The organism is Marinactinospora endophytica (assembly GCF_054780875.1).
In genome coordinates this window covers 419,123-437,781 of the sequence record NZ_BAAGVM010000005.1, presented here as the reverse complement: position 1 = coordinate 437,781, position 18,659 = coordinate 419,123, and the positions used below count along the sequence as shown (strand labels likewise).

15 protein-coding genes are annotated in these 18,659 nt (G+C 72.0%); 9 read left to right on the top strand and 6 right to left on the bottom strand.

From position 1 onward, the window contains the following. The coding region (locus tag ACYVHU_RS12930) for a GNAT family N-acetyltransferase, cg3035/Rv0428c family (protein WP_498948565.1) at nucleotides 1-252 on the bottom strand (252 nt) is incomplete at its 3' end. 158 nt (nucleotides 253-410) lie between these two features. Between ACYVHU_RS12930 and ACYVHU_RS12925 the strand changes: the two genes are divergently transcribed. Further along, nucleotides 411-836: a MarR family winged helix-turn-helix transcriptional regulator gene (locus ACYVHU_RS12925; protein ID WP_432940745.1), complete on the top strand. Its 426-nt coding sequence runs from the start codon at nucleotides 411-413 to the stop codon at nucleotides 834-836. 46 nt (nucleotides 837-882) lie between these two features. Beyond that, nucleotides 883-2,094 carry an MFS transporter gene (locus ACYVHU_RS12920; protein ID WP_432940742.1) on the top strand — a complete coding sequence of 404 codons (1,212 nt, stop codon included), beginning with the start codon at nucleotides 883-885 and terminating at the stop codon, nucleotides 2,092-2,094. Nucleotides 2,095-2,131: 37 nt separating this feature from the next. On the opposite strand, the gene ACYVHU_RS12915 is transcribed toward ACYVHU_RS12920, so the two are convergent. Next, entirely contained in the window at nucleotides 2,132-5,332 is a 3,201-nt protein-coding gene (locus ACYVHU_RS12915; RefSeq protein ID WP_498948563.1) for an ATP-binding protein, read from the bottom strand. A gap of 128 nt (nucleotides 5,333-5,460) precedes the next feature. On the opposite strand from ACYVHU_RS12915, the gene ACYVHU_RS12910 reads away from it, so the two are divergent. After that, nucleotides 5,461-6,339, top strand: coding sequence for an alpha/beta fold hydrolase (locus ACYVHU_RS12910; RefSeq protein WP_078761059.1), 879 nt, complete (start codon nucleotides 5,461-5,463; stop codon nucleotides 6,337-6,339). Between the two features lie 88 nt (nucleotides 6,340-6,427). On the opposite strand, the gene ACYVHU_RS12905 is transcribed toward ACYVHU_RS12910, so the two are convergent. Next, on the bottom strand, nucleotides 6,428-7,705 hold the full coding sequence (locus tag ACYVHU_RS12905; RefSeq protein WP_498948561.1) for a multidrug effflux MFS transporter: 1,278 nt from the start codon (nucleotides 7,703-7,705) through the stop codon (nucleotides 6,428-6,430). A gap of 749 nt (nucleotides 7,706-8,454) precedes the next feature. Here ACYVHU_RS12905 and ACYVHU_RS12900 point away from each other — a divergent pair. The 3 genes from ACYVHU_RS12900 to ACYVHU_RS12890 all read left to right on the top strand — a co-directional run bounded on the left by ACYVHU_RS12900 (nucleotide 8,455) and on the right by ACYVHU_RS12890 (nucleotide 12,626). After that, nucleotides 8,455-9,726: a multidrug effflux MFS transporter gene (locus ACYVHU_RS12900; protein WP_432940735.1), complete on the top strand. Its 1,272-nt coding sequence runs from the start codon at nucleotides 8,455-8,457 to the stop codon at nucleotides 9,724-9,726. Between the two features lie 412 nt (nucleotides 9,727-10,138). Next, nucleotides 10,139-11,896 carry an AMP-binding protein gene (locus ACYVHU_RS12895; protein WP_078761062.1) on the top strand — a complete coding sequence of 586 codons (1,758 nt, stop codon included), beginning with the start codon at nucleotides 10,139-10,141 and terminating at the stop codon, nucleotides 11,894-11,896. A gap of 154 nt (nucleotides 11,897-12,050) precedes the next feature. Continuing rightward, nucleotides 12,051-12,626, top strand: coding sequence for an SRPBCC family protein (locus tag ACYVHU_RS12890; protein ID WP_498948559.1), 576 nt, complete (start codon nucleotides 12,051-12,053; stop codon nucleotides 12,624-12,626). A 58-nt stretch (nucleotides 12,627-12,684) separates the two neighbouring features. Here ACYVHU_RS12890 and ACYVHU_RS12885 read toward each other — a convergent pair whose 3' ends face one another. Together ACYVHU_RS12885 and ACYVHU_RS12880 are read right to left on the bottom strand one after the other, a co-directional pair. Continuing rightward, nucleotides 12,685-13,329: a LuxR C-terminal-related transcriptional regulator gene (locus tag ACYVHU_RS12885; protein ID WP_078761064.1), complete on the bottom strand. Its 645-nt coding sequence runs from the start codon at nucleotides 13,327-13,329 to the stop codon at nucleotides 12,685-12,687. Nucleotides 13,330-13,450: 121 nt separating this feature from the next. Next, nucleotides 13,451-14,722, bottom strand: a complete 1,272-nt coding sequence (locus ACYVHU_RS12880; protein WP_078761065.1) for a sensor histidine kinase — start codon at nucleotides 14,720-14,722, stop codon at nucleotides 13,451-13,453. Between the two features lie 266 nt (nucleotides 14,723-14,988). Between ACYVHU_RS12880 and ACYVHU_RS12875 the strand changes: the two genes are divergently transcribed. Next, nucleotides 14,989-15,477, top strand: a complete 489-nt coding sequence (locus ACYVHU_RS12875; protein WP_498948557.1) for a GNAT family N-acetyltransferase — start codon at nucleotides 14,989-14,991, stop codon at nucleotides 15,475-15,477. 136 nt (nucleotides 15,478-15,613) lie between these two features. Here the strand turns inward: ACYVHU_RS12875 and ACYVHU_RS12870 are convergent, their stop codons facing one another. Next, entirely contained in the window at nucleotides 15,614-16,039 is a 426-nt protein-coding gene (locus ACYVHU_RS12870; RefSeq protein WP_078761358.1) for a VOC family protein, read from the bottom strand. 181 nt (nucleotides 16,040-16,220) lie between these two features. On the opposite strand from ACYVHU_RS12870, the gene ACYVHU_RS12865 reads away from it, so the two are divergent. Together ACYVHU_RS12865 and ACYVHU_RS12860 are read left to right on the top strand one after the other, a co-directional pair. After that, entirely contained in the window at nucleotides 16,221-17,222 is a 1,002-nt protein-coding gene (locus tag ACYVHU_RS12865) for a helix-turn-helix transcriptional regulator (protein WP_078761067.1), read from the top strand. Between the two features lie 886 nt (nucleotides 17,223-18,108). After that, entirely contained in the window at nucleotides 18,109-18,642 is a 534-nt protein-coding gene (locus ACYVHU_RS12860) for a cysteine hydrolase family protein (protein WP_078761068.1), read from the top strand. The last annotated feature ends 17 nt before the right edge of the window (nucleotides 18,643-18,659 follow it).

The window sequence follows — 18,659 nt, the reverse complement described above, 5'->3', positions numbered from 1 at the left end:
GTCGAGTTCGGTGTGTTGGTGTGCGGGGGTGACTTGGATGCGGGGGGTGAGGCCGCGTTGGGTGTAGAAGGTTTCGATGGCGTCGATGTGGTGGTGGGGGTGGTGCTGGGGGTGTGGTGGGAGGGCGGAGTTGGAGCGGTTGCGGGTGACGCCGGGGGTGTGGCGTAGGAGCCAGCCGTGGTGGTGGCGGGTGGTGGTGGCGGGCCAGGCGCGGTTGGCGTGGAGGTCGATGAGGTGGGGGGTGGTGGGCATGGTGTGCCTTTCTGGGGGGTGAGTGGTGTCCAGGATGGCGGGTGGTGGTCTGTTCGGGCTGTGCGGGGTGGTGGTTCGGGGAGGGGGTGGCTGTTGTGGGTGGTGGGAGTGACCTTCACCCATTTGTTTAGTTAGCCTAGCTAAGTTATAGTCGGGGCGTGCGATCCGATCCCCGTGAACTGGCCGAGGGGTTCTCCCTCGTCCTTCGCGATCTCGTCCTCCTTCTTCGTCAGGTGACGGCGGAACAGCCGGTCTCCGCCCAGCAGCTGGGAATCCTGGGGTCGTTGGAGGCCGGCCCGCGCAGGGTGACCGAACTGGCCCGCGAGCACGGTGTGCGCGCGCCCACGATGACCGCGCACGTGTCGCGGTTGGAGGAGGTCGAGGCGGTCTGTCGTGGGGTCGACACCGATGACGCCCGGGTGGTGACGGTGGGGTTGACCTCGCGCGGTCGTGACCTGCTGGCCGCGGGCAGGGCCGCGCGGACCGCCTTCCTGGCGGAGCGGCTGGAGGCGTTGGGGGAGTCGGAGCGTGCCGCGCTGGCGGCGGCGCTGCCGGTGCTGTCCAGGATCTGCGCCGGCGGTTGAGGCCGGCGGCCGGTCTCGTCTCGTTCGAAGAGGTAGTGCGAAGGTCATGTCCACCCGTGCCGACACCGAGTTATCCGGTTCCCCGTCCCCAGGGTCGTTTCGGGCGAGTCCGTGGCGTCAGCCCCGCGCGGTGTGGGCGACAGCGTTCGCGGCGGTAGTCGCCTTTATGGGGATCGGCCTGGTTGATCCGATCCTGCCCTCGATCGCCCAGGGGCTGGCGGCCTCGCCCAGTCAGGTCTCGTTGCTGTTCACCAGTTACTTCCTGGTCACGGCGGTGGCGATGCTGGTCACCGGATTCGTCTCCAGCCGTATCGGCGGTAAGGCGACCCTGCTGGTGGGGCTGGCCATCGTGGTGGTGTTCGCGGCGCTGTCGGGCTCCTCGCAGTCGGTGGGGGAGCTGATCGGGTTTCGCGCGGGCTGGGGGCTGGGCAACGCCCTGTTCGTGGCGACGGCGCTGGCGGTCATCGTGGGCGCCTCCAGCGGTGGGGCCTCCGCGGCGATCGTGCTGTATGAGGCCGCGTTGGGGGTCGGGATCGCCTCGGGGCCGCTGTTGGGGGCGCTGTTGGGCGGATGGCATTGGCGGATGCCGTTCTTTGGGACGGCGGCGCTCATGGCGGCGGGTTTCGTGTCGATCCTGGTCCTGCTGACGGCGCCGCCGCGGCCGGCGACGCGGACGCGGTTGTCGGATCCGTTGCGGGCGTTGGCGCACGGAGGGTTGGCGACGACCTCGGTGACGGCCTTGTTCTACAACTTCGCGTTCTTCACCGTGTTGGCGTTCACGCCGTTCGTGTTGGGCATGTCGCCCTATGGGATCGGCGCGGTGTTCTTCGCCTGGGGCGTGCTGGTGGCGGTGTCGTCGGTGGTGGTGGCTCCGCGCGTGCAGCGGCGTATCGGCACGGTGGCGACGTTGCACCTGGCGTTGGGGTTGTTGCTGGTGTTGCAGGTGGCGATCGCGTTGGGCGGCCGGGTGGAGGTCGTGGTGTTCGTGGTCTTGACCGGTGTGCCGATCGGGTTGAACAACACGGTGTTCACCGAGGCGGCGATGGAGGTGTCGCAGGCGCCGCGGCCGGTGGCCTCGGCCGGGTACAACTTCGTGCGTTGGATGGGGGGCGCGTTGGCGCCGTTCGTGGCCACGGAGCTGGGGGAGAAGGTGCATCCGTCGCTGCCCTACCTGGTGGGGGCGTTGTGCTGTCTGGCGGGGATGCTGGTTCTGGTGGCGCGCCGTGGGCATCTGCGGCGGCTGGACGCGGTGCGGTGAGCGGCCTGCGCCCCCGGGGCGCAGGCCGGTTTTCGGATCAGCGCAGGGCGCGCGTTGCCGTGCGCGCGGCGTCGGCCCAGAGGGCGGATCCCGCCGTGAGGGCGACGCGCCTGGCCTGACGGTAGTGGGCCGCGGCGTCGTCCGGGCGTCCCTGGGCGGCGGCCAGGTCGCCGAGGTGGTGGGCGACGGGTCCCATGGTCAGCAGGCCGCTGCCCGCGCCGGCCAGCTCCGGCGCCGCGGGCAGGAGGCGCCGGTAGGCGCGGTCCATGGCGGCGTGGTCGTTCGCGGTGATCGCGGCTTGGGCGGCCAGGCAGGTGAGTGCTTCGTCGAGGTGGCCGCGGGGCGGCGGGGGCGGGGTGGGAGCCTGCGGGGTGGTCAGCGCGAGGAGCCATGGCGCGTAGGGAGAGTCGTGTGGCGTGGTGGTGGGGGCGGGGCCGGGCAGGTGCAGGCTGGCCAGGGCCAGGGAAAGCAGGCCGTGGCGCATGCCGGGCATGCCGGATGTGGCGAGCAGGGCGTCGGTGGCGTGGTAGGCGGATGCGGCCTCGTCCCGGTTGCCCGCGATGGCCAGCCGTAGCGCCGTGTAGCCCTGGGTGAACACGCCGATGAGCGGGATCTCGTGGCGGTCGCCCAGCCTGTCCAGGGCCGTGGTGTGGGTGTCGGCGGAGGCGAGGTCGGCGCGGGCGCTGTGGGCCTGCAGGAGGATGAGGTGGCCCAGGATCTCGAAGGTCACCAGGTCGTGTCGGGTGGCCAGGTCGAGTAGTTCGGTGCCGATCTCGGCGCGTTGCGGGGCGAGCCCGGTGCGGTCGAAGGACTGGAGGAAGCGGGCGTTGAGGGCCAGGGCGAGCAGGCCGGGGTCGTCGAGGCCGCGGGCGATGGTCTCGGCCTGGAGGGCGGCGCGGCGGCCGTGGGGGGTGGCGCGCAGCTCCAGGGCGATGGTGCTCAGCAGGCGGGCGCGCTGGTGTGCGTCGTTGCGGGGGAGGGCGTCCAGGGTGGTGCGGGCGGTGTCGGCGATGCGTTGGGCCAGTTCGGGGTCGTCGCCGCGGGTCCAGACGGCGGGGACGTCGAAGGTGGTGAGGACCTGCGCGGTGAGGTGGGGGTCGCCGAGCTGCGCGGCTGTGGTGAGGGCGTGTGAGCGTTGCCGGCGGGCCTCGTCCAGGCGGCCGGTCACCGCCAGTGCCCGCGCCATGCCCATGGTCGCCTCCAGTCGGCCGCGCAGGTCGGTGGTTGCCGAGCGGTCGTGGGCGGTGGCGGCGGCCCGCCACAGTCGGGCGGCCTCGTAGGGGGCGAAGTGGCGTTGGGCGTGGAGCGCCGCGAGGCGGGCGTGGTGTGCGGCGCGTCGGGCGGCGGCGGGGGTGCCGGCGCGGCCGTAGTGGTGGGCGAGGGCGGCGTTGTCGCCGGGGCGCAGGGTCTCCAGGGCCGCGGCGACGGCGGCGTGCCGGCGTGTCCGGCGGGCGTGTGACATCGCGTCGTAGATGGCGTCGCGTACCAGGAGGTGGGTGAAGCGCAGTCCGGTGGCGCCCTCTTCGGTGAGGAAGCCGGCGAGCAGGACGGTGTCCAGGGTGTCGAGGAGTTCCTCCTCGTCGTCGGCGAGGGCGGCCAGGATGGCGGGGTCGACGTCGCGGCCGATCACGGCGGCCTGGTCCAGGAGTCGCCGGGCGGGGCGGGGCAGTGTGGCGAGGCGGTGGTGGATGATATCGCCCACTCCGGCGGGGATCGCGTCTAGGGCGTCGGCTCCTCGGCTGCGTAGGAGGCGGGCGAGTTCGCGGGCGAAGAAGGGGTTGCCGTCGCTGCGCCGGTGGATCAGCGCGAGGTGGTGCGGGGTGACGTCGTGGCCGGTGATGGCGCGTACGAGGTCGTCGGTGGCCGGTCGGGTCAGGCCCCGCAGGTGGATGCGGTCTGGTTCGTGGGGGGCGAGGCGGGCGAGGGCGGCGGTCAGCGGGGGCCGGTTCGTGCCGGGGTGGTGGGTGCCGACCAGGAGGAGGGGGCCGGGTGGGGTGTGGGCGGCCAGGGTGGTGAACAGTTCGAGGGTCTCCTCGCCCGCCTGGTGCAGGTCGTCGAAGACGAGGAGGAGGGGGCCGCGCCGGGTGGTGTGGGCGATGAGGTCGGTGGCGGCGCGCAGGGCGTGGAAGCGGGTTGTCACGGGGTCGGGTTCGGGGGGTGGGGTGGTGGGGGCGGTTGCGGTCAGTGTGGTGGCGATCTGTGTCCAGGGCCAGGTGCCGGGCGCTCCGTCGTGTTCGGGTGCGCGGCCCCAGGCGGTGGTCCATCCCCGTGTCGCCATTCGGTGGGTGAACGCTTCGGCCAGGGCGGTCTTGCCGGTCCCGGGGTCGCCGCTGATCAGGACCGTTGTGGGCGTTGTGGTGCGCGTGGCGGTGGCGGCGGCCTGTTCCAGGCAGCGCAGTTCGCGGTCTCGGCCGAGGAGGAGGTGGGAGGGGGGTGCGGGCGGGCGGGGTGGGGCGAGGTGGGGGGCGTGGGCGAGGATGTCGTCGTGGACGCGGCGCAGCCGGGGACCGGGGTCCACGCCGAGTTCGTCGGCGAGGATGTCGCGGGCGCGGCGTAGCGCGGTGAGGGCTTGGGCCTGTTGGCCGCTGCGGTACAGGGCCAGGGCGAGCTGTCGCCAGGCGTCCTCGCGTAGCGGGTGGGCGAGGGTGTGGGTGTGGAGGAGGGGGACGGCTTCGTTGTGGCGGCCGAGGTTCAGCAGCGCCTCGGCGCGTCGTTCCACGGCCACCAGGCGTGTCTCCTCCAGCCGTTCGGCGATGCCGCGGGCCCATGGCCGGTCGGCGAACTCGGCGTAGGCGGGGCCCCTCCACAGGGCGAGGGCCTCCTCCAGGGTGGACAGCGCGCGGGCGGGGTCTGCTTCTTCGAGGAGGGTGCCGCTGTCCGCGGTGGCGGTTTCGAAGCGTTGGGCGTCGACGGTGTGGGGGGTGGTCCGCAGGGCGTAGCCGGGTGGGGCGGTCACCAGGAGGCGGGCGGGCCGGCGTGGGGGGCGGTGGGGTTCCAGGGTGCGGCGCAGGGCGGAGACGAAGGTGCGTATCGCGGCCGTCGCGCCGGGTGGGGGGACGTCCCACAGGTCGTCGATGAGCTGGTCGAGGGGGACGACGCGGCCTTCGGCGGCGATGAGTCGGGCCAGGACCTCGCGGTGGCGTGGTCCTTTGAGGGCGAGTGGCCCGTTGCCGTCGTGGACTTCCAGTGGGCCTAGCACGGCGAAGGAGAGGTGTGTGCCCGTTCCTTCCCCTCCCATGTCGCCAATCTATCGGCTCGCGGGTGTGGTGCGACCCTCGTGGCCTGGGCACTCATCGGTTGCTCATTGGTGGCTGAGGTGGGTGCGGCAGGGTTTCGGGTGGACCTTCGATTCGGAAAGGCATCACCGTGGAACCGATCATTGATGGATTTGACTATCGGCGTGTTCAGGTCGCGCCGGGGGTGGAGCTCAACGTCGCTGTTGGCGGCGCGGGGGAGCCGGTCGTGCTCTTGCACGGGTTTCCCCAGACCCATCTGATGTGGCGGCATGTGGCGGCCGACCTGGCCGGCGAGTACCGGGTCATCTGCCCGGACCTGCGCGGGTATGGCGACAGTGACAAGCCGGCCGACGTCGATGGGCGGGTCTATTCCAAGCGGAACATGGCGGCTGACGTTGTGGCGTTGGCGCGCGCCTTGGGCCATGAGCGTTTCGCGTTGGCCGGCCATGACCGGGGTGCCCTGGTCGCCTTCCGGGCGGGCCTGGACCATCCCGACGCCATTACCCGTCTCGCCCTGCTCGACGTGGTGCCGACCGTGGACACGTGGGAGGTGATGAGCGGGGTGTCGGCGGCGGTGGGCTTCCACCTGTATTTGATGGCCCAGCCGCCGGGGCTGCCCGAGCGGTTGATCGGGGCCGAGCCCGACGTGTTCTTCGGGCATTTCCTCGACCTGTGGGCGCGTGACCCGCGGGCGATCCCCGCCGAGGTGCGCGCCGCCTATCTGAGGGCGTCGCGTGGCGCCGTCGACTCCATCGTCGCCGACTACCGGGCCTCGGCCGGTGTCGATGTGGAGGACGACCAGGCCGACCGGGCTGCGGGGAACCGGCTGGGCATGCCGGTGCTGGTGCTCCAGCAGGATTGGGGGGCGGCGTTGGGCTATGACGCTGCCGGGGTGTGGCGGGCCTGGGCGCCGGATCTGCGCCATGTCACGGTGGAGTGTGGCCATTTCATGGCCGAGGAGGACCCGGCCGCGGTGGCCAAGGCGCTGCGGGAGTTGCTGGCCGGGTAGGCGGGGCGTGGTCGCCGTGGCTCGGTGAAGCGGACGTCCCCCGCACCACGCGGGGGACGTCCGCTGTTTTCGTCGCGTCGTGGCGGGGTCAGGCGGTGGCGCGCGCCTTGCGGCGGCCCAGCAGGGCCGAGGCGACGAAGACCGCGAGCGCGAGCAGGCCGGTGCCGGCCATGACGGCGCTCATGCTCGCCAGTGACGCCTCGCCGGTGGAGGTCAGCCCGGCCAGTGAGGACAGGCCGCCGCCCAGTGCGAACTGCAGCGATCCCACCAGGGCCGAGGCGCTGCCGGCCACGGCGGCCGGCTGGCTGGAGATCGCCAGCGTGGTCGCGTTGGGGAAGACCAGTCCCACGCCGAACATCATCACGAACAACGCGGCGGTCAACGTCACGGGGGAGGCCAGTCCCGTGGCGGTCAACGCGCCCACCACCGCGACCGCGCCCAGGGCGCCCACCAGGCCGAACAGGAGCAGCCGCGAGGTGGTGACCTTGCCGATGAGGGCGGCGTTGACCTGGGTTCCGGCGATCAGGCCGATCGTGTTGACCGCGAACATGAGGCTGTAGCCCTGGGCGCTGACGCCCAGCTCGTTTTGCGACACGAAGGAGAACGCGGAGATGTAGGTGAACATCATCGCGAAGCTCAGCGACAGGGTCAGGGTCGGGCCGATGAACCGGACGTCGCGGAGCAGGCCGGCCAGGGTGCCCAGGAGCGCCTTGGGGCCTTGGCGGCGCCGTTGGTGGGCGGGCAGGCTCTCGGGCAGGCCGAAGAAGACCACGGCCATGCTCAGCGCGCTGACGGCGCCCAGCACGACGAACAGCATCTGCCAGGGGCCCACCAGCAGCAGCTGGCCGCCCAGGACGGGGCCGAGCATCGGCGCCAGGCCGCTGACGAGCATGAGCCGGGAGAAGAAGCGGGCGGCGGTGTCGCCGTCGAACATGTCGCGCACGATCGCCCGGGAGATGACCGCGCCGGCCGCGCCTGCGACGCCTTGGAGGAACCGGATGGCGATGAACGCCTCGGCGGAGGTCACCAGCGCGCAGGCGAAGGAGGTGAGCGTGAACACCGCCACGCCGACCAGCAGGGGGATGCGCCGGCCCCAGGCGTCGCTCATCGGGCCGATGGCGAGCTGGCCCAGTGCCATGCCGACCATGATCGCGGTCAACGTCAACTGGATCCGCGACTCCGGAGCACCCAGATCCGCGGCGATCTGCGGAAACGCCGGCAGATACAAGTCCGTGGCCAACGGCCCGGTCGCGGTGAGGGTTCCCAGGACCAGCACGAGTAGCGCCACCGAGCGGCGCGGGCGTGGCTGTGGCGCCTGTGGGGAGGCCAGGTCCGTGGCGGGCGGGGATGACGCGGGTGACGTCACAAAGGCTCCTCGGGAACGAGATGGGGGCAGGATGGGCCGTCCGGCGGCCCGGGCCGGCACCATCGCCAACACGTCCTATGTCCCCGGCAATCCGTATTGGCCGGACTTAGTCGCGTGATGTGGATTACTCGCCCGCGGGCGGGTGGGGGTGGCCGTGGCGGGGGCTGTGGTGGGGGAGCGCCTGGCCTGCCGGGGTGCGGCGGGCCGGTCCCCGCGGGCGCGGCGCGCGAGGGGGTGGTGGTGTCCGGGGCGTCGCATGGGTTCTTCGCGCGGGGTGGGAATGTCTTCGGTCCGTCGCACGCTATCGCTGTGTCCGGGGCGTCGCATGGTGAAGGCGTTCACCGTCGCTTACGCGCGCGTGACCGTCAAGAGGTGTGCGGCGTAGCGCAGATCACCCCGGTTTGGCGTGCAAACCCGGACTACTTCGCGGGTAGCGTCGTGTTGCACGCGACGTGTCCTGCTCTAGGACGCGGTGTCTTGGTCTAAGACACGTAAAAAGCCCTGGTCAGGGCGTGCCTTTCCGGTCACGGAAGTGCGCGGCGGATATCTTCGGCCCATAGCGCAGATCACGTGGATCCGGCGGGAAGCGCAGGACTACACATCCCGTGAAGCCGTGGTGCACACGGCGGATCCCGTTTCGGGGAGAGTGCGGACGCGCCCATTCGAGGCGTGGACTATCACGCGGTCGGGTCCGATTCCTCTCCCTTTTCTTCCTAATTACTTCACCCCTGCTTCGTTGTGGAGATTCAATGACGCATGTCCTCACACGTCCACGTCTGCGTCCACGTCACGATGGCGTGGTCCCGGGTGGGCCGCGCCCGCGCCGTTCGGTGGCGCTGTTGGTGTTCGTCCTGGGAGTTCTGGCGGCGACCGGGCCGTTGGCCACGGACTTGTATCTGCCGGCGTTTCCGCAGATCGCCGCGGATCTGGGTGCGCCGGAGTCGCGGATCCAGTTGACGTTGACCGCGATCATGGTCGGCATGGCACTGGGCCAGCTGGTGATCGGGCCGCTCAGTGACGTGTGGGGGCGGCGGGTTCCGCTGCTGGTCGGCGTGGCGGTGTTCACGCTCACCTCCTTCGCCTGCGCGCTGGTGCCCTCGGCCGAGGCGTTCATCGTCATCCGGTTCGTGCAGGGGCTGGCCGGTGCCGCCGGCGCGGTCATCTCCCGGGCGATCGTGCGCGACATGTTCGACGGTGACGCCGCGGCGCGTTTCTTCTCCAAGCTGGCGTTGGTGACGGGTCTGGCGCCGATGCTCGGCCCTGTCCTGGGCGGCCAGCTGCTGCTGGTGGGTCCCTGGCAGATGATATTCGTGGCGCTGGGCCTGTCGGGTCTGGTCAGCTTCGTCTTGGTGCTGGCCGCGCTGCCCGAGAGCCTGCCCGCGGGAGAGCGGCGCGCGTTGGACGTCTCCTCGATGGTGCGCACCTTCGGCCGGCAGTTGCGTGACCCGCGTTTCATCGCGCCCACGTTGACGCTGTCGCTGAGCTTTGGGATGACGTTCACCTACATCTCCGCGTTCTCCTTCGTGTCGCAAAACGAGCTGGGGGCCACCGCGCAGCAGTTCAGCCTGATCTTCGGGGTGAACACCCTGGGCATGATCATCGGGAACCAGGTCAACGTCGCCCTCATCGGCAAGGTGCACACCTCGCGTCGGCTGCTGGGCGGTCTGGTCGGCAGCCTCGCCGCGATCGTGGCGCTGGTCGCGCTGGGGATGAGCGGGCACGCCGGGTTGTTGTCGGTCACCGCGATCCTGTTCGTGATGATGTTCTTCACCGGGTTCATTTCGCCCAACGCCACCAGCATGGCGATCTCCAGCCAGTCGGCGGCCGACGGCGGGTCGGCCTCGGCCCTGCTGGGCACGTTGCAGTTCGCCATCGGTGGCGGGCTGGCCGCCACCGCGGGGCTGACCCCCACGGGGGAGGCGTCGCTGGTGAGCATGTCGCTGGTCATGTTGTTGACGGCGGTGGCCTCGTTGGCGCTGTTCGCGCGCGCGATGGTGCGGGGCCAGGCGCGCGCGGTGTGACCTGGGCCCGAAGGGTCTCGTCGCAGGGGGACGAGGCGCGGTAGGCACCAGTGAAGGCGCGGGTGGGAGCAACGGCGCTTCCTCCCGCGCCTTCGTCGTGTCCAAGGGCGTGTGGGAGCCCGGGGCCGCGGTCGTGTCTTGGGGAGCGCCGGTGGGGGCGTGGGCTTGTTCGCCGTGGGGCGCGCCGGGGCCGTCACCTGTGGTGAGTGTTTCCGGACAGCCCAGAAGAGCAGAGCACCTTGTCTGGTTTTCTCCATTTATGTATGGACGTGCACTGATCGCGGCGGTCTCTATACAATCCGCCTTGCTGGAACGTGACGGGGGGCGCGCACGGCGGGTCACCTCCAGGCGATGACGCGTATTCGACGGGCCGCTCACCCCGGTGACCCACCGTGTGTGAGGAGTGGCAGGGATGGGGCAGGCACGGGCGGAGCGTAACGACCCATCGGTCACCCCCAGTGGGCTGGCCGACCTGGTCTACCGCAACGCGCACGAGGCGCCGCGCGCGCCGGCGTTCACCCACCGCGTCCATGAGCAGTGGGTCGACGTCACCACCACCGGGTTCCTGCGTGACGTCACCGCCGTGGCCAAAGGGCTCATCGCCGCCGGCGTCGGCTCGGGGGACCGGGTCGTGGTGGTGGGCGTCGGCGGTTACGCCTGGCCGCTCCTGGCGTTCGCGCTGTGGGCGGTGCGCGCGGTGGTGGTCCCGGTGCACCCGGCCTGCCCCGCCACGCGCCTGGCCCACCTCGTGCGCGACTGCCGCCCCGCGGCGGTGGTGCTGCCCGATGGCCGCCACGCCGGTGAGGTGGCCGCCCTCCAACGCGAACTGCACGACCTGGGCCGCATCTGGCGGCTGGACCGTGAAGGAATCGAGGCGATCACCCGCCCCGGCGCCTACATCGACCCCTCCGCGGTGCGGTTCCGCCGGGAGGAGACCAGGAGAGCCGACCCCGCGGCGATCGTCTATCCGGCGAGCACCCGGCCGCGGGTGCGCGGCGTGGTCGTGACCCACGGCAACCTGCTGGCCGCCGCGCAGGGCGTCGTGGAGGTGGTGGGCCCCCTGCGCGGCGGAGACGGCCAGGCCGGCGCGCTGGTGCACCTGCCGCCCGCCGCCCCGCTGTGGCTGGTCGCGATCACGGGATGCGTCCTGGCGCGGGCGCGCGCGGTGCTGGCCGGACCGGGCCGGAGCGTGGAACGCGACGCCCGCGAGACGTCTCCCGAGGTGGTCCTCACCCACCCGCGCGTCCTGGAGCGGATCGGCGGGGGCGAGCCGGTCGGTCCCGGCCGGGAGACCCCGGCCGCGGGGGAGAGGCGACGCGGCGCCTGGCGGCTGGTGGCCCGCTCACGCCAGGAGCGGCCCCACACGCGGCTACGCGAGGCGCTGGGCGGGCGCGCCACCGTGGTGGTGTGTGCGGGGGAAAGGCCGCCGGAGCCGGTGGCGCGCCGCTACGCCGAGGCGGGGATCGCGGTGGTGCACGGGTTCGGGCTGGCCACCACCAGCGGCCCCTTCCTCCTGGACACCGCCGTGGACGGCGCGGGAACGGGAGGCCGCGCGCTGCCCGGCGCGCAGGTGCGGGTGTCGGCCGAGGGGGAGGTGCTGGTGCGCGGCCCGCTGGTCTCCCCCGGCTGGTGGGGCGAGTCCGGGGACGACGGCCGCGAGGAGGGCTGGCTGGCCACGGGGGTCCGCGGCGAGGTCGACGGCGAGGGACGGCTGAGCGTGCGGGGAGCGCTCTCCCCAACCCGGGGCGGGCCACAAGCCGAGGATGGGGTGGCCCTCCGCCTGGAGGCGGCGCTGCTGGAGCATCCCCTGATCGGACAGGCGATGGTGATGGACCGGGGTTTCGCGCACACCGGCGCGCTGCTCACCTTGGACCGCGACCAGCTGGAGTACTGGCGGCTGGTCAACGGGCGGTCGCTGTCGGCGACACCGGCCGAGCTGGCCGCCGACCCGCTGCTGCGCGAGGAGATCGACCAGGCGGTGCGCGCCGCCAACGCCGAGGTGGACCCGCGTTCGGCGATCCGCTCCTTCCACGTGCTGCCCGAACCCTTCAGCCTCCACAGCGGCCTGGTGCTGGCCTCGGGACGGTTGCGGCGCGACGCGGTCCTGCGGGCCTTCGCCGAGGAGATCGCGGCGATGTACCAGGTGGAGACGGTGCGGGAGGAACAGTGAGGAGGCCGCTTGGGCGTCGGGGAGTTAACCGCGTCGCGGGCGGGGTAGCGGAGGCGGCGAAAGGGTCCGCCGTCTGAGCAAACCCGTCGAGCCGGCCACAGCGCGCCGGCGGCGACGCGGCGGACACGAGCAGCCGAGACAGGGAAGAGAGATCGTGTCCGAGGTCATCGAAACCGTTGAGGTCGACGTACCCGTACGAGTCGCCTATGACCAGTGGACCCAGTTCGAGTCGTTCCCGCAGTTCATGGAGGGCGTGTCACAGGTCCGCCAGCAGGACGACACGCACACCCACTGGGTCATCGACATCGGCGGCCAGCGGCGCGAGTTCGACGCCGTCATCACCGAGCAGATTTCCGACGAGCGCATCGCCTGGCGCAGCACCGACGGTGCCACCCACGCCGGCGTGGTGACCTTCCACCGGCTCGACGACACCCGCAGCCGGGTGACGCTGCAGCTGGAGACGGTCCCCGAGGGGATCGTCGAAAAGCTCGGGGACAAGCTCGGCATCGTCAAGACGCGCACCAAGGGCGACATGAAGAAGTTCAAGGAGTTCATCGAGTCGCGTGGGGTCGCCACCGGCGCCTACCGCGGTTCGGTCCCCCAGGGGCAGGACACCGGACGTCCTGGCGCGGTCCCGCCGGGTGAACCCGGCCGGCCGTCGCCGGGTGGGACGGGCCGGCCCGGCCCGGTGCCCCCGGGCGGGGCGTTTCCCCCCGGGCGTTCGTCGTAGCAGACCTCACCTCCACGGAGCCGGCGCGGACCGTCCCCGCGCCGGCTCCGGCGTGTTCTCACCCGTTGAGGTAGGTCAAGACGGCCAGGACGCGGCGGCTGTCATCGGGGGAGGGAGGAAGGTCGAGTTTGGCGAAGATGTTGTTGATGTGCTTGCTGACGGCCTTGTCGGTGATGAACAGGCGGGCGGCGATCGCGGAGTTGGACCGTCCCTCGGCCATCTCCCCCAACACCTCGCGTTCGCGGGAGGTGAGGGTGGCCAACGGGCCGGAGGGGGCCTGTTTGGCCAGGAGCTGGGAGATGACCTCGGGGTCCATGGCGGTGCCGCCGGCGGCGACACGGCGTACCGCGTCGACGAACTGGCCCACGTCGAAGACCCGGTCTTTGAGCAGGTAGCCCACGCCGCCCTGGCCGCCGGACAGCAGCTCGCGGGCGTAGAGCTGTTCGACGTGCTGGGAGAGCACCAGTACGGGAAGCCCGGGCACCCGGCGGCGGGCGGTGATCGCGGCCTGGAGTCCCTCGTCGGTGAAGGTGGGGGGCAGGCGGACGTCGACCACGGCGACGTCGGGACGTTGCTCCAGCAGCGCGGCCAGCAGGTCGGGGCCGTTGTCCACGGCCGAGACGACCTCGCAGTCATGGGCCTGTAGGAGGCGGATCAGGCCGTCGCGTAGTAGGGCGAGGTCCTCGGCGATGACGACGCGCACGCGTGACTCCGTTCAGGGGGCGCGACCGGCCGGCTGCCGGTTCGAGCGGAAACGCACCGGGACCATGCTAGGGGGCGGTGATCGGGCCGATGCGGGCCGTCGCGTCTGCTCGGAGGATCGCTCAGGCGCCGCCCGCCGGGGTGGGGGGCAGCGGCAGGGTGACGGTGACGATGGTGGGGCCGCCCTGCGGGCTGAGCAGATGCATGCTGCCGTCGAACGCCGACAGGCGGCGTCGGATTCCGGCCAGGCCGCCGCCGGCGGTCGCCTGCGCCCCGCCCTTGCCGTCATCGCCGACCACCATCACCAGCCGGCCGTTGCCGTGGTTGACGCGCACCCAGGCCCGCTGTGCCCCGGAGTGCTTGGCGGTGTTGGCGAGGAACTCGGCCACCGCGAAGTAGGCGGCCGATTCCAGCGGATCGGGAAGCCGGCCCGGCAGGTGGATGTCGACGTCGATCGGTAGGTGCTGGGTGATGGCCAGGGCCTGCACCGCGCCTTCCAGGCCACGCTCCACGAGCACCGGCGGGTGGATGCCGCGGACGAGGTCGCGTAGCTCGGTGAGCGCCATCCGGGTGGATTCGCGCGCCTCGGCGAGCATGCGCCGGGCTTGGACGGGGTCGCGTGTGAGCGCCTCCTCGGCCATGCCCAGGCTCATGCCCAGCGCGACCAGGCGGGCCTGCGCGCCGTCGTGCAGGTCGCGTTCGATCCGGCGTATCTCTGAGGCCTGGGCGTCGACGGTGTCGGCGCGGGAGGCCGACAGGTGGGCGACGCGCGCGGCCAGGCGGGCCTTCTCGGCGGGGGTCAGCAGCCAGCGGGCCAGGTGGGCGTGGGCGCGGATGAGGTGGGGAGTCCCCACCCAGAACGCCGCCAGTAGGAGGAATCCCTGGAGGGCGGCGGCCACAGCCGTGGTGGGGGTGGAGACCGGGACCAGTCCCACGTGCAGTGTGGCGTCGTCGGGCAGGAACGGCAGTTGCAGGGGCATGGCGAGGGTGAAGAGGCCGCCGAGGAACAGAGCGGCCGGCAGCAGTGCCAGTAGAAGGCCGAAGACGCCGTTGAGCCACAGCCAGGCGAAGTCGCGCCAGGTGGCGGGATCGCGGAGTACGACCGCGACCCGTCTGGTGATGCCGCTGACGCCTTGGGAGGCGGGGGTGGGCAGGTAGGGGCGCGGGATCGGCTCGCCCAACAGCTGTCCGGCGATGGTGCGGTGGACGTCGGCCAGACCCCGCGTCAGGGTGAGGCTTACCAGCAGCAGCGGCAGGCCGATCCACACCACCATCGAAAGGACCGAGACGAGGACCAGCACGGCCAGGATCAGGCCGGTGACGGCCAGGGGGACGAGGTTGAGTCCCAGGCCGGTCAGGCGTACGCGGTCGGCCCGATCGTCCTTGGCGGCCATGGGGATCCTCTCGCTGAAACGGTCAGCCCAAACGGTGGGGTGGGGATTCCATTGTGCTGGACCGTCGCGGTGGGACGCAGTGGTGCCAGTCCCACTCATATGGTGAGGAAGGGGCGTCGCCGGCCTGGGGGTGGGAGAAGAGCACCGCCGCGTCCCCGGCGTTCACCGCGTCCGACATGTGTTCTGCGGGAAAGGTGCCTGAGATCATGGGGTTCGGCCTGGTAGGAGCCTCATGGTGAGGACGGCCGTCGGTATAGCGTCATGGCATGACCAGGCTCCGCAACGCCAAGGACCCCGCCCCCAGCGTCACCATCCTCCCCGTCGCCTGGGACGACCCCGAGGCGGGCGCGTTGCGCCAAGCCCAGCAGCGCGAGATCTCCGCCCGCTACGGGGTGGCCGACAGCGAACCGGGCCCCAAACCCAGCGCGGCCGATGTCACCGTGATGCTGGTGGCCCGCGCCGGTGACGGCACGGCCGTGGCCTGTGGCGCGCTGCGCCACCTGGGCGGCGCCGTCGGCGAGGTCAAACGCATGTACGTGCGCCCCAACCGGCGGGGGCGCGGCCTGTCGCGGCTGGTCCTGTCCGCCCTGGAGGAACGGGCGCGCGGGCTGGGCTGGGAGGTGTTGCGGCTGGAGACCGGTGACGCCCAGCACGAGGCGATCGGTCTTTACACCGCTTCGGGCTACCACCCCATCCCCTGTTACGGGCCCTACGCCGACGCGCCGCGTTCCCTGTGTTTTGAGCGGAGGCTGTGAACAGCCTCCTCCTGCCACGGCGCCGCGCTTTGGCCGCGTCCCCGGCTTTGCGCGCGCCACCCGGGAAATGACGCGTCCGGCGCGCGGCCGCCGGGGTACCGTCCGGGTGGCGGGTGCCCGCCACCCGGACACGGGGTCAGGACGCGTCGTCTCCACCCAAGACGTCCAGCACCCAGGTGACGCCGAACCGGTCCGTCAGCATCCCGTACCGGCTCGCCCACTGCGCGGGCCCCATCGGCACCACGACGGTCGAGCCCTCGGTCAGCTTCTCCCAGTAGGCGTTGATCTCCTCGGCCCGCTCACCGCGGACCGAGACGAAGAACGCGTTCTCGCCCTGGTTCCACGGCATCTGCCCGGGCACGTCGTAGGCCATCACCTGGAACCCGTTGTCCGCGCTCACCTGGCCCCACATCACCTGGTCCGCCTGGGAGGGGTCCTGGACGTTCCCGGCGTCCTTGTAGGTGACCACGGCCATCTCCCCGCCGAACACCGACTGGTAGAAGGTGAGCGCCGCGCGGGCCTCGCCCCGGAAGTTCAGGTGGGTCACAACGTTGATGGACATGCTCGGCTCCTCGGCCTTCGGGGTCATCGTTCCTGTTCACTTCCGCGGGGCCGGGCCGTGGGGCGCCAAGGCGCCCGTGGGCGACGACGATCGTGTCGATCGGTTCGCCGGCCCCGCTCGGTGACCACCGTGACAGTGGAAGAGGTCAGGTTGTGTCCGCTACTTGGGGCATCGTGGAACCGTGCAGAAGACCTCGACACGACTGCTGCTGTTGCTCTCGCTGTTGCAGGCGCGCCAGGACTGGCCCGGGGCGCTGCTGGCCGAGCGGTTGGAGGTCAGCCAGCGCACCCTGCGCCGCGATGTCGACCGCCTGCGTGAACTCGGCTACCCCATTACGGCCTTCAAGGGACCCCACGGCGGCTACCGGCTCGACGCCGGTGCGCGACTGCCTCCGCTGCTGTTCGACGACGAGCAGGCCGTCGCCCTGGCCATCGCGCTACAGATCGCCGCCACCACGACCGGTGCCGGTATCCAGGAGGCCGCGGCACGCGCCCTGGACACCGTCCGGCAGGTCATGCCCGCACGGCTACGCCACCGGATCGACACCCTCCAGGTCACCGCGGTCCAACAACCCACGGCCCGGCCTGTCTCGCAGGCCGGCGGCGACGTGCTCGCGACGATCGGCGCCGCCGTCCACGCTCGCGAGGTGCTCCGCTTCGACTACACGAGCCCGCGGGGCGCCGCCGGCGAGACCCGCGCCGACCCCCCGCCGCGGAGGGTGGAGCCGCACCACCTCGTCGCCTGGGGCGGGCGGTGGTACCTCGTCGCCTGGGACCTCGACCGCGCGGACTGGCGCGTCTTTCGCGCCGACCGTGTCGTCACGCGCGCCCCCACCGGGCCCCGCTTCACCCCGCGTGAGCTGCCCGCGGCGGATGTGGCCGCCTTCGTGGCCGGCAGGTTCCAAGGTTTCGACGGCACCGGCGGGTGGCCCTGCCGGGGCGAGGTGATCCTCGACCTGCCCGCCGCCGAAGTGTCCCCCTATGTCTTCGACGGAACCGTCGAGGAGGCCGGTCCCGGCCGCTGCCGGCTCGTCCTGGGCTCGTGGTCGTGGACCGCGCTGGCCGCCACCATCGGCAGGTTCGACGCCGACATCGAGGTCGTCGGCCCGGTGGAGCTGGAACGGGCCTTCGCGCGTCTGGCCCGCCGCTACGCCGCGGCCGCCGCGCCACCCCCGCCCCAGTGAAGCCGGACGGGAACCGGCCGCGAAGGCCGGGAGTGAGCGGCATGCGACGGCGCGGGAGATCCACCCGGGGTCCACGCTTGCCGGCCAGGGCGGGAGGGCGCGCTGGCCGCCGGCCACGTCTTGTGGGGCCGATCCCGGTGGCGGCGCCGTCGCCTGTGGGAGCCCGGGCGGCGCGCCGTGGCCGACGGAACCGGCAGAAGGGGCACCGCGCGGTGGGCGAGCCGTCCCCGCGTAGTCTTCGACCTCCCGGTCCGGCTCCGCGCGTTCCCGATGCCGTGCGCGCCAGCGTGGACAGGGCGCGCGCCGGGCGGTGTTCCATGCCTGGGAAGGGCATCTCCACCGAATCCGGCCTGCCGCGCGTGGGCGGCGGGGCACCGTCGGCCCCGGCCGCTCCGAGCGCGCCGGCGCTGTCGAGCACGCCTGTGCGGTCCGCTCGCCACCGTCCCAAGACGCCCTCCGTCCACCTGGTGCGCTCGCCGACCTGGAACCAGGGCTTCGGGACGACCGTCCACGGCTCCCCGTCCTCGCGAGAACACCGGCGTCCTGCCACGCCGGTGCCTTCCCAAGGGCGCCGGCCGCACGGCCCAGGCCCGCACCGCCTCTCGGTGTCGTGGCCGCCGACCTCGACAGCCCTCCACAACACATTGGGCCGGGGTGGAGCCGGCCGACCTCGCCCGACTCTTGGCCGCGGTCGACCTATGCGGGTTGCGCCCCCTGGGATCCACAGGGGACTTCGTTGTGGTCGGCCTGGTCACAAAGGGCCGGGCCGGAGACGGGATGCGGCCGGTCGGGCCCGCGCGGAACGGGTTCATCGATCTGCCGGCCGGCGTCGGCGCGCGGCGCAGCGGGCCGCCTCCGCCCGGGCCGGCCCCTCTAAAATGAGGGAGTGGACCCGGCCGTGACCGCTCTGGTCGTCATCGACATGCAGAACGGCTTCGTGACGAGCGCGAGCCGCCATGTCGTGCCGGTGGTCGCCGACCTGGTCGGCCGTTGGCGCAGGGCCGGCGGCGCCACCGTGTTCGTGCGCTACAGCAACCCCGAGGGCAGCCCCCATGAGCGCCTGCTGAACTGGTCGCGGCTGCGGCGGGCGCCCGAAACCGACATCGTCGACGAGCTCGTGCCCTACCTGGACGAGGCGTGCGCGGTCATCGACAAGACCGTCTACAGCGCCTTTGCCGACGGCGGTGCGAGGATCTTCGCCCGAGGAGGGTGGAGCGACCTGGTGTTCTGCGGTATCGCCACCGAGAACTGCGTGCTGAAGTCGGCGGTGGACGCCTTCGAGCACGGTTACGGCCCCTGGATCGTGCGCGACGCCACCGCGAGTCACCGTGGGGCCGAGGCGCACCGGGCCGGGCTGCTCGTCGCCTCGATGTTCATCGGCGCGCACCGGCTGGTCGACGCCGTGGACCTTCCGGTCTAACCGGCGCGGGTGCGGAC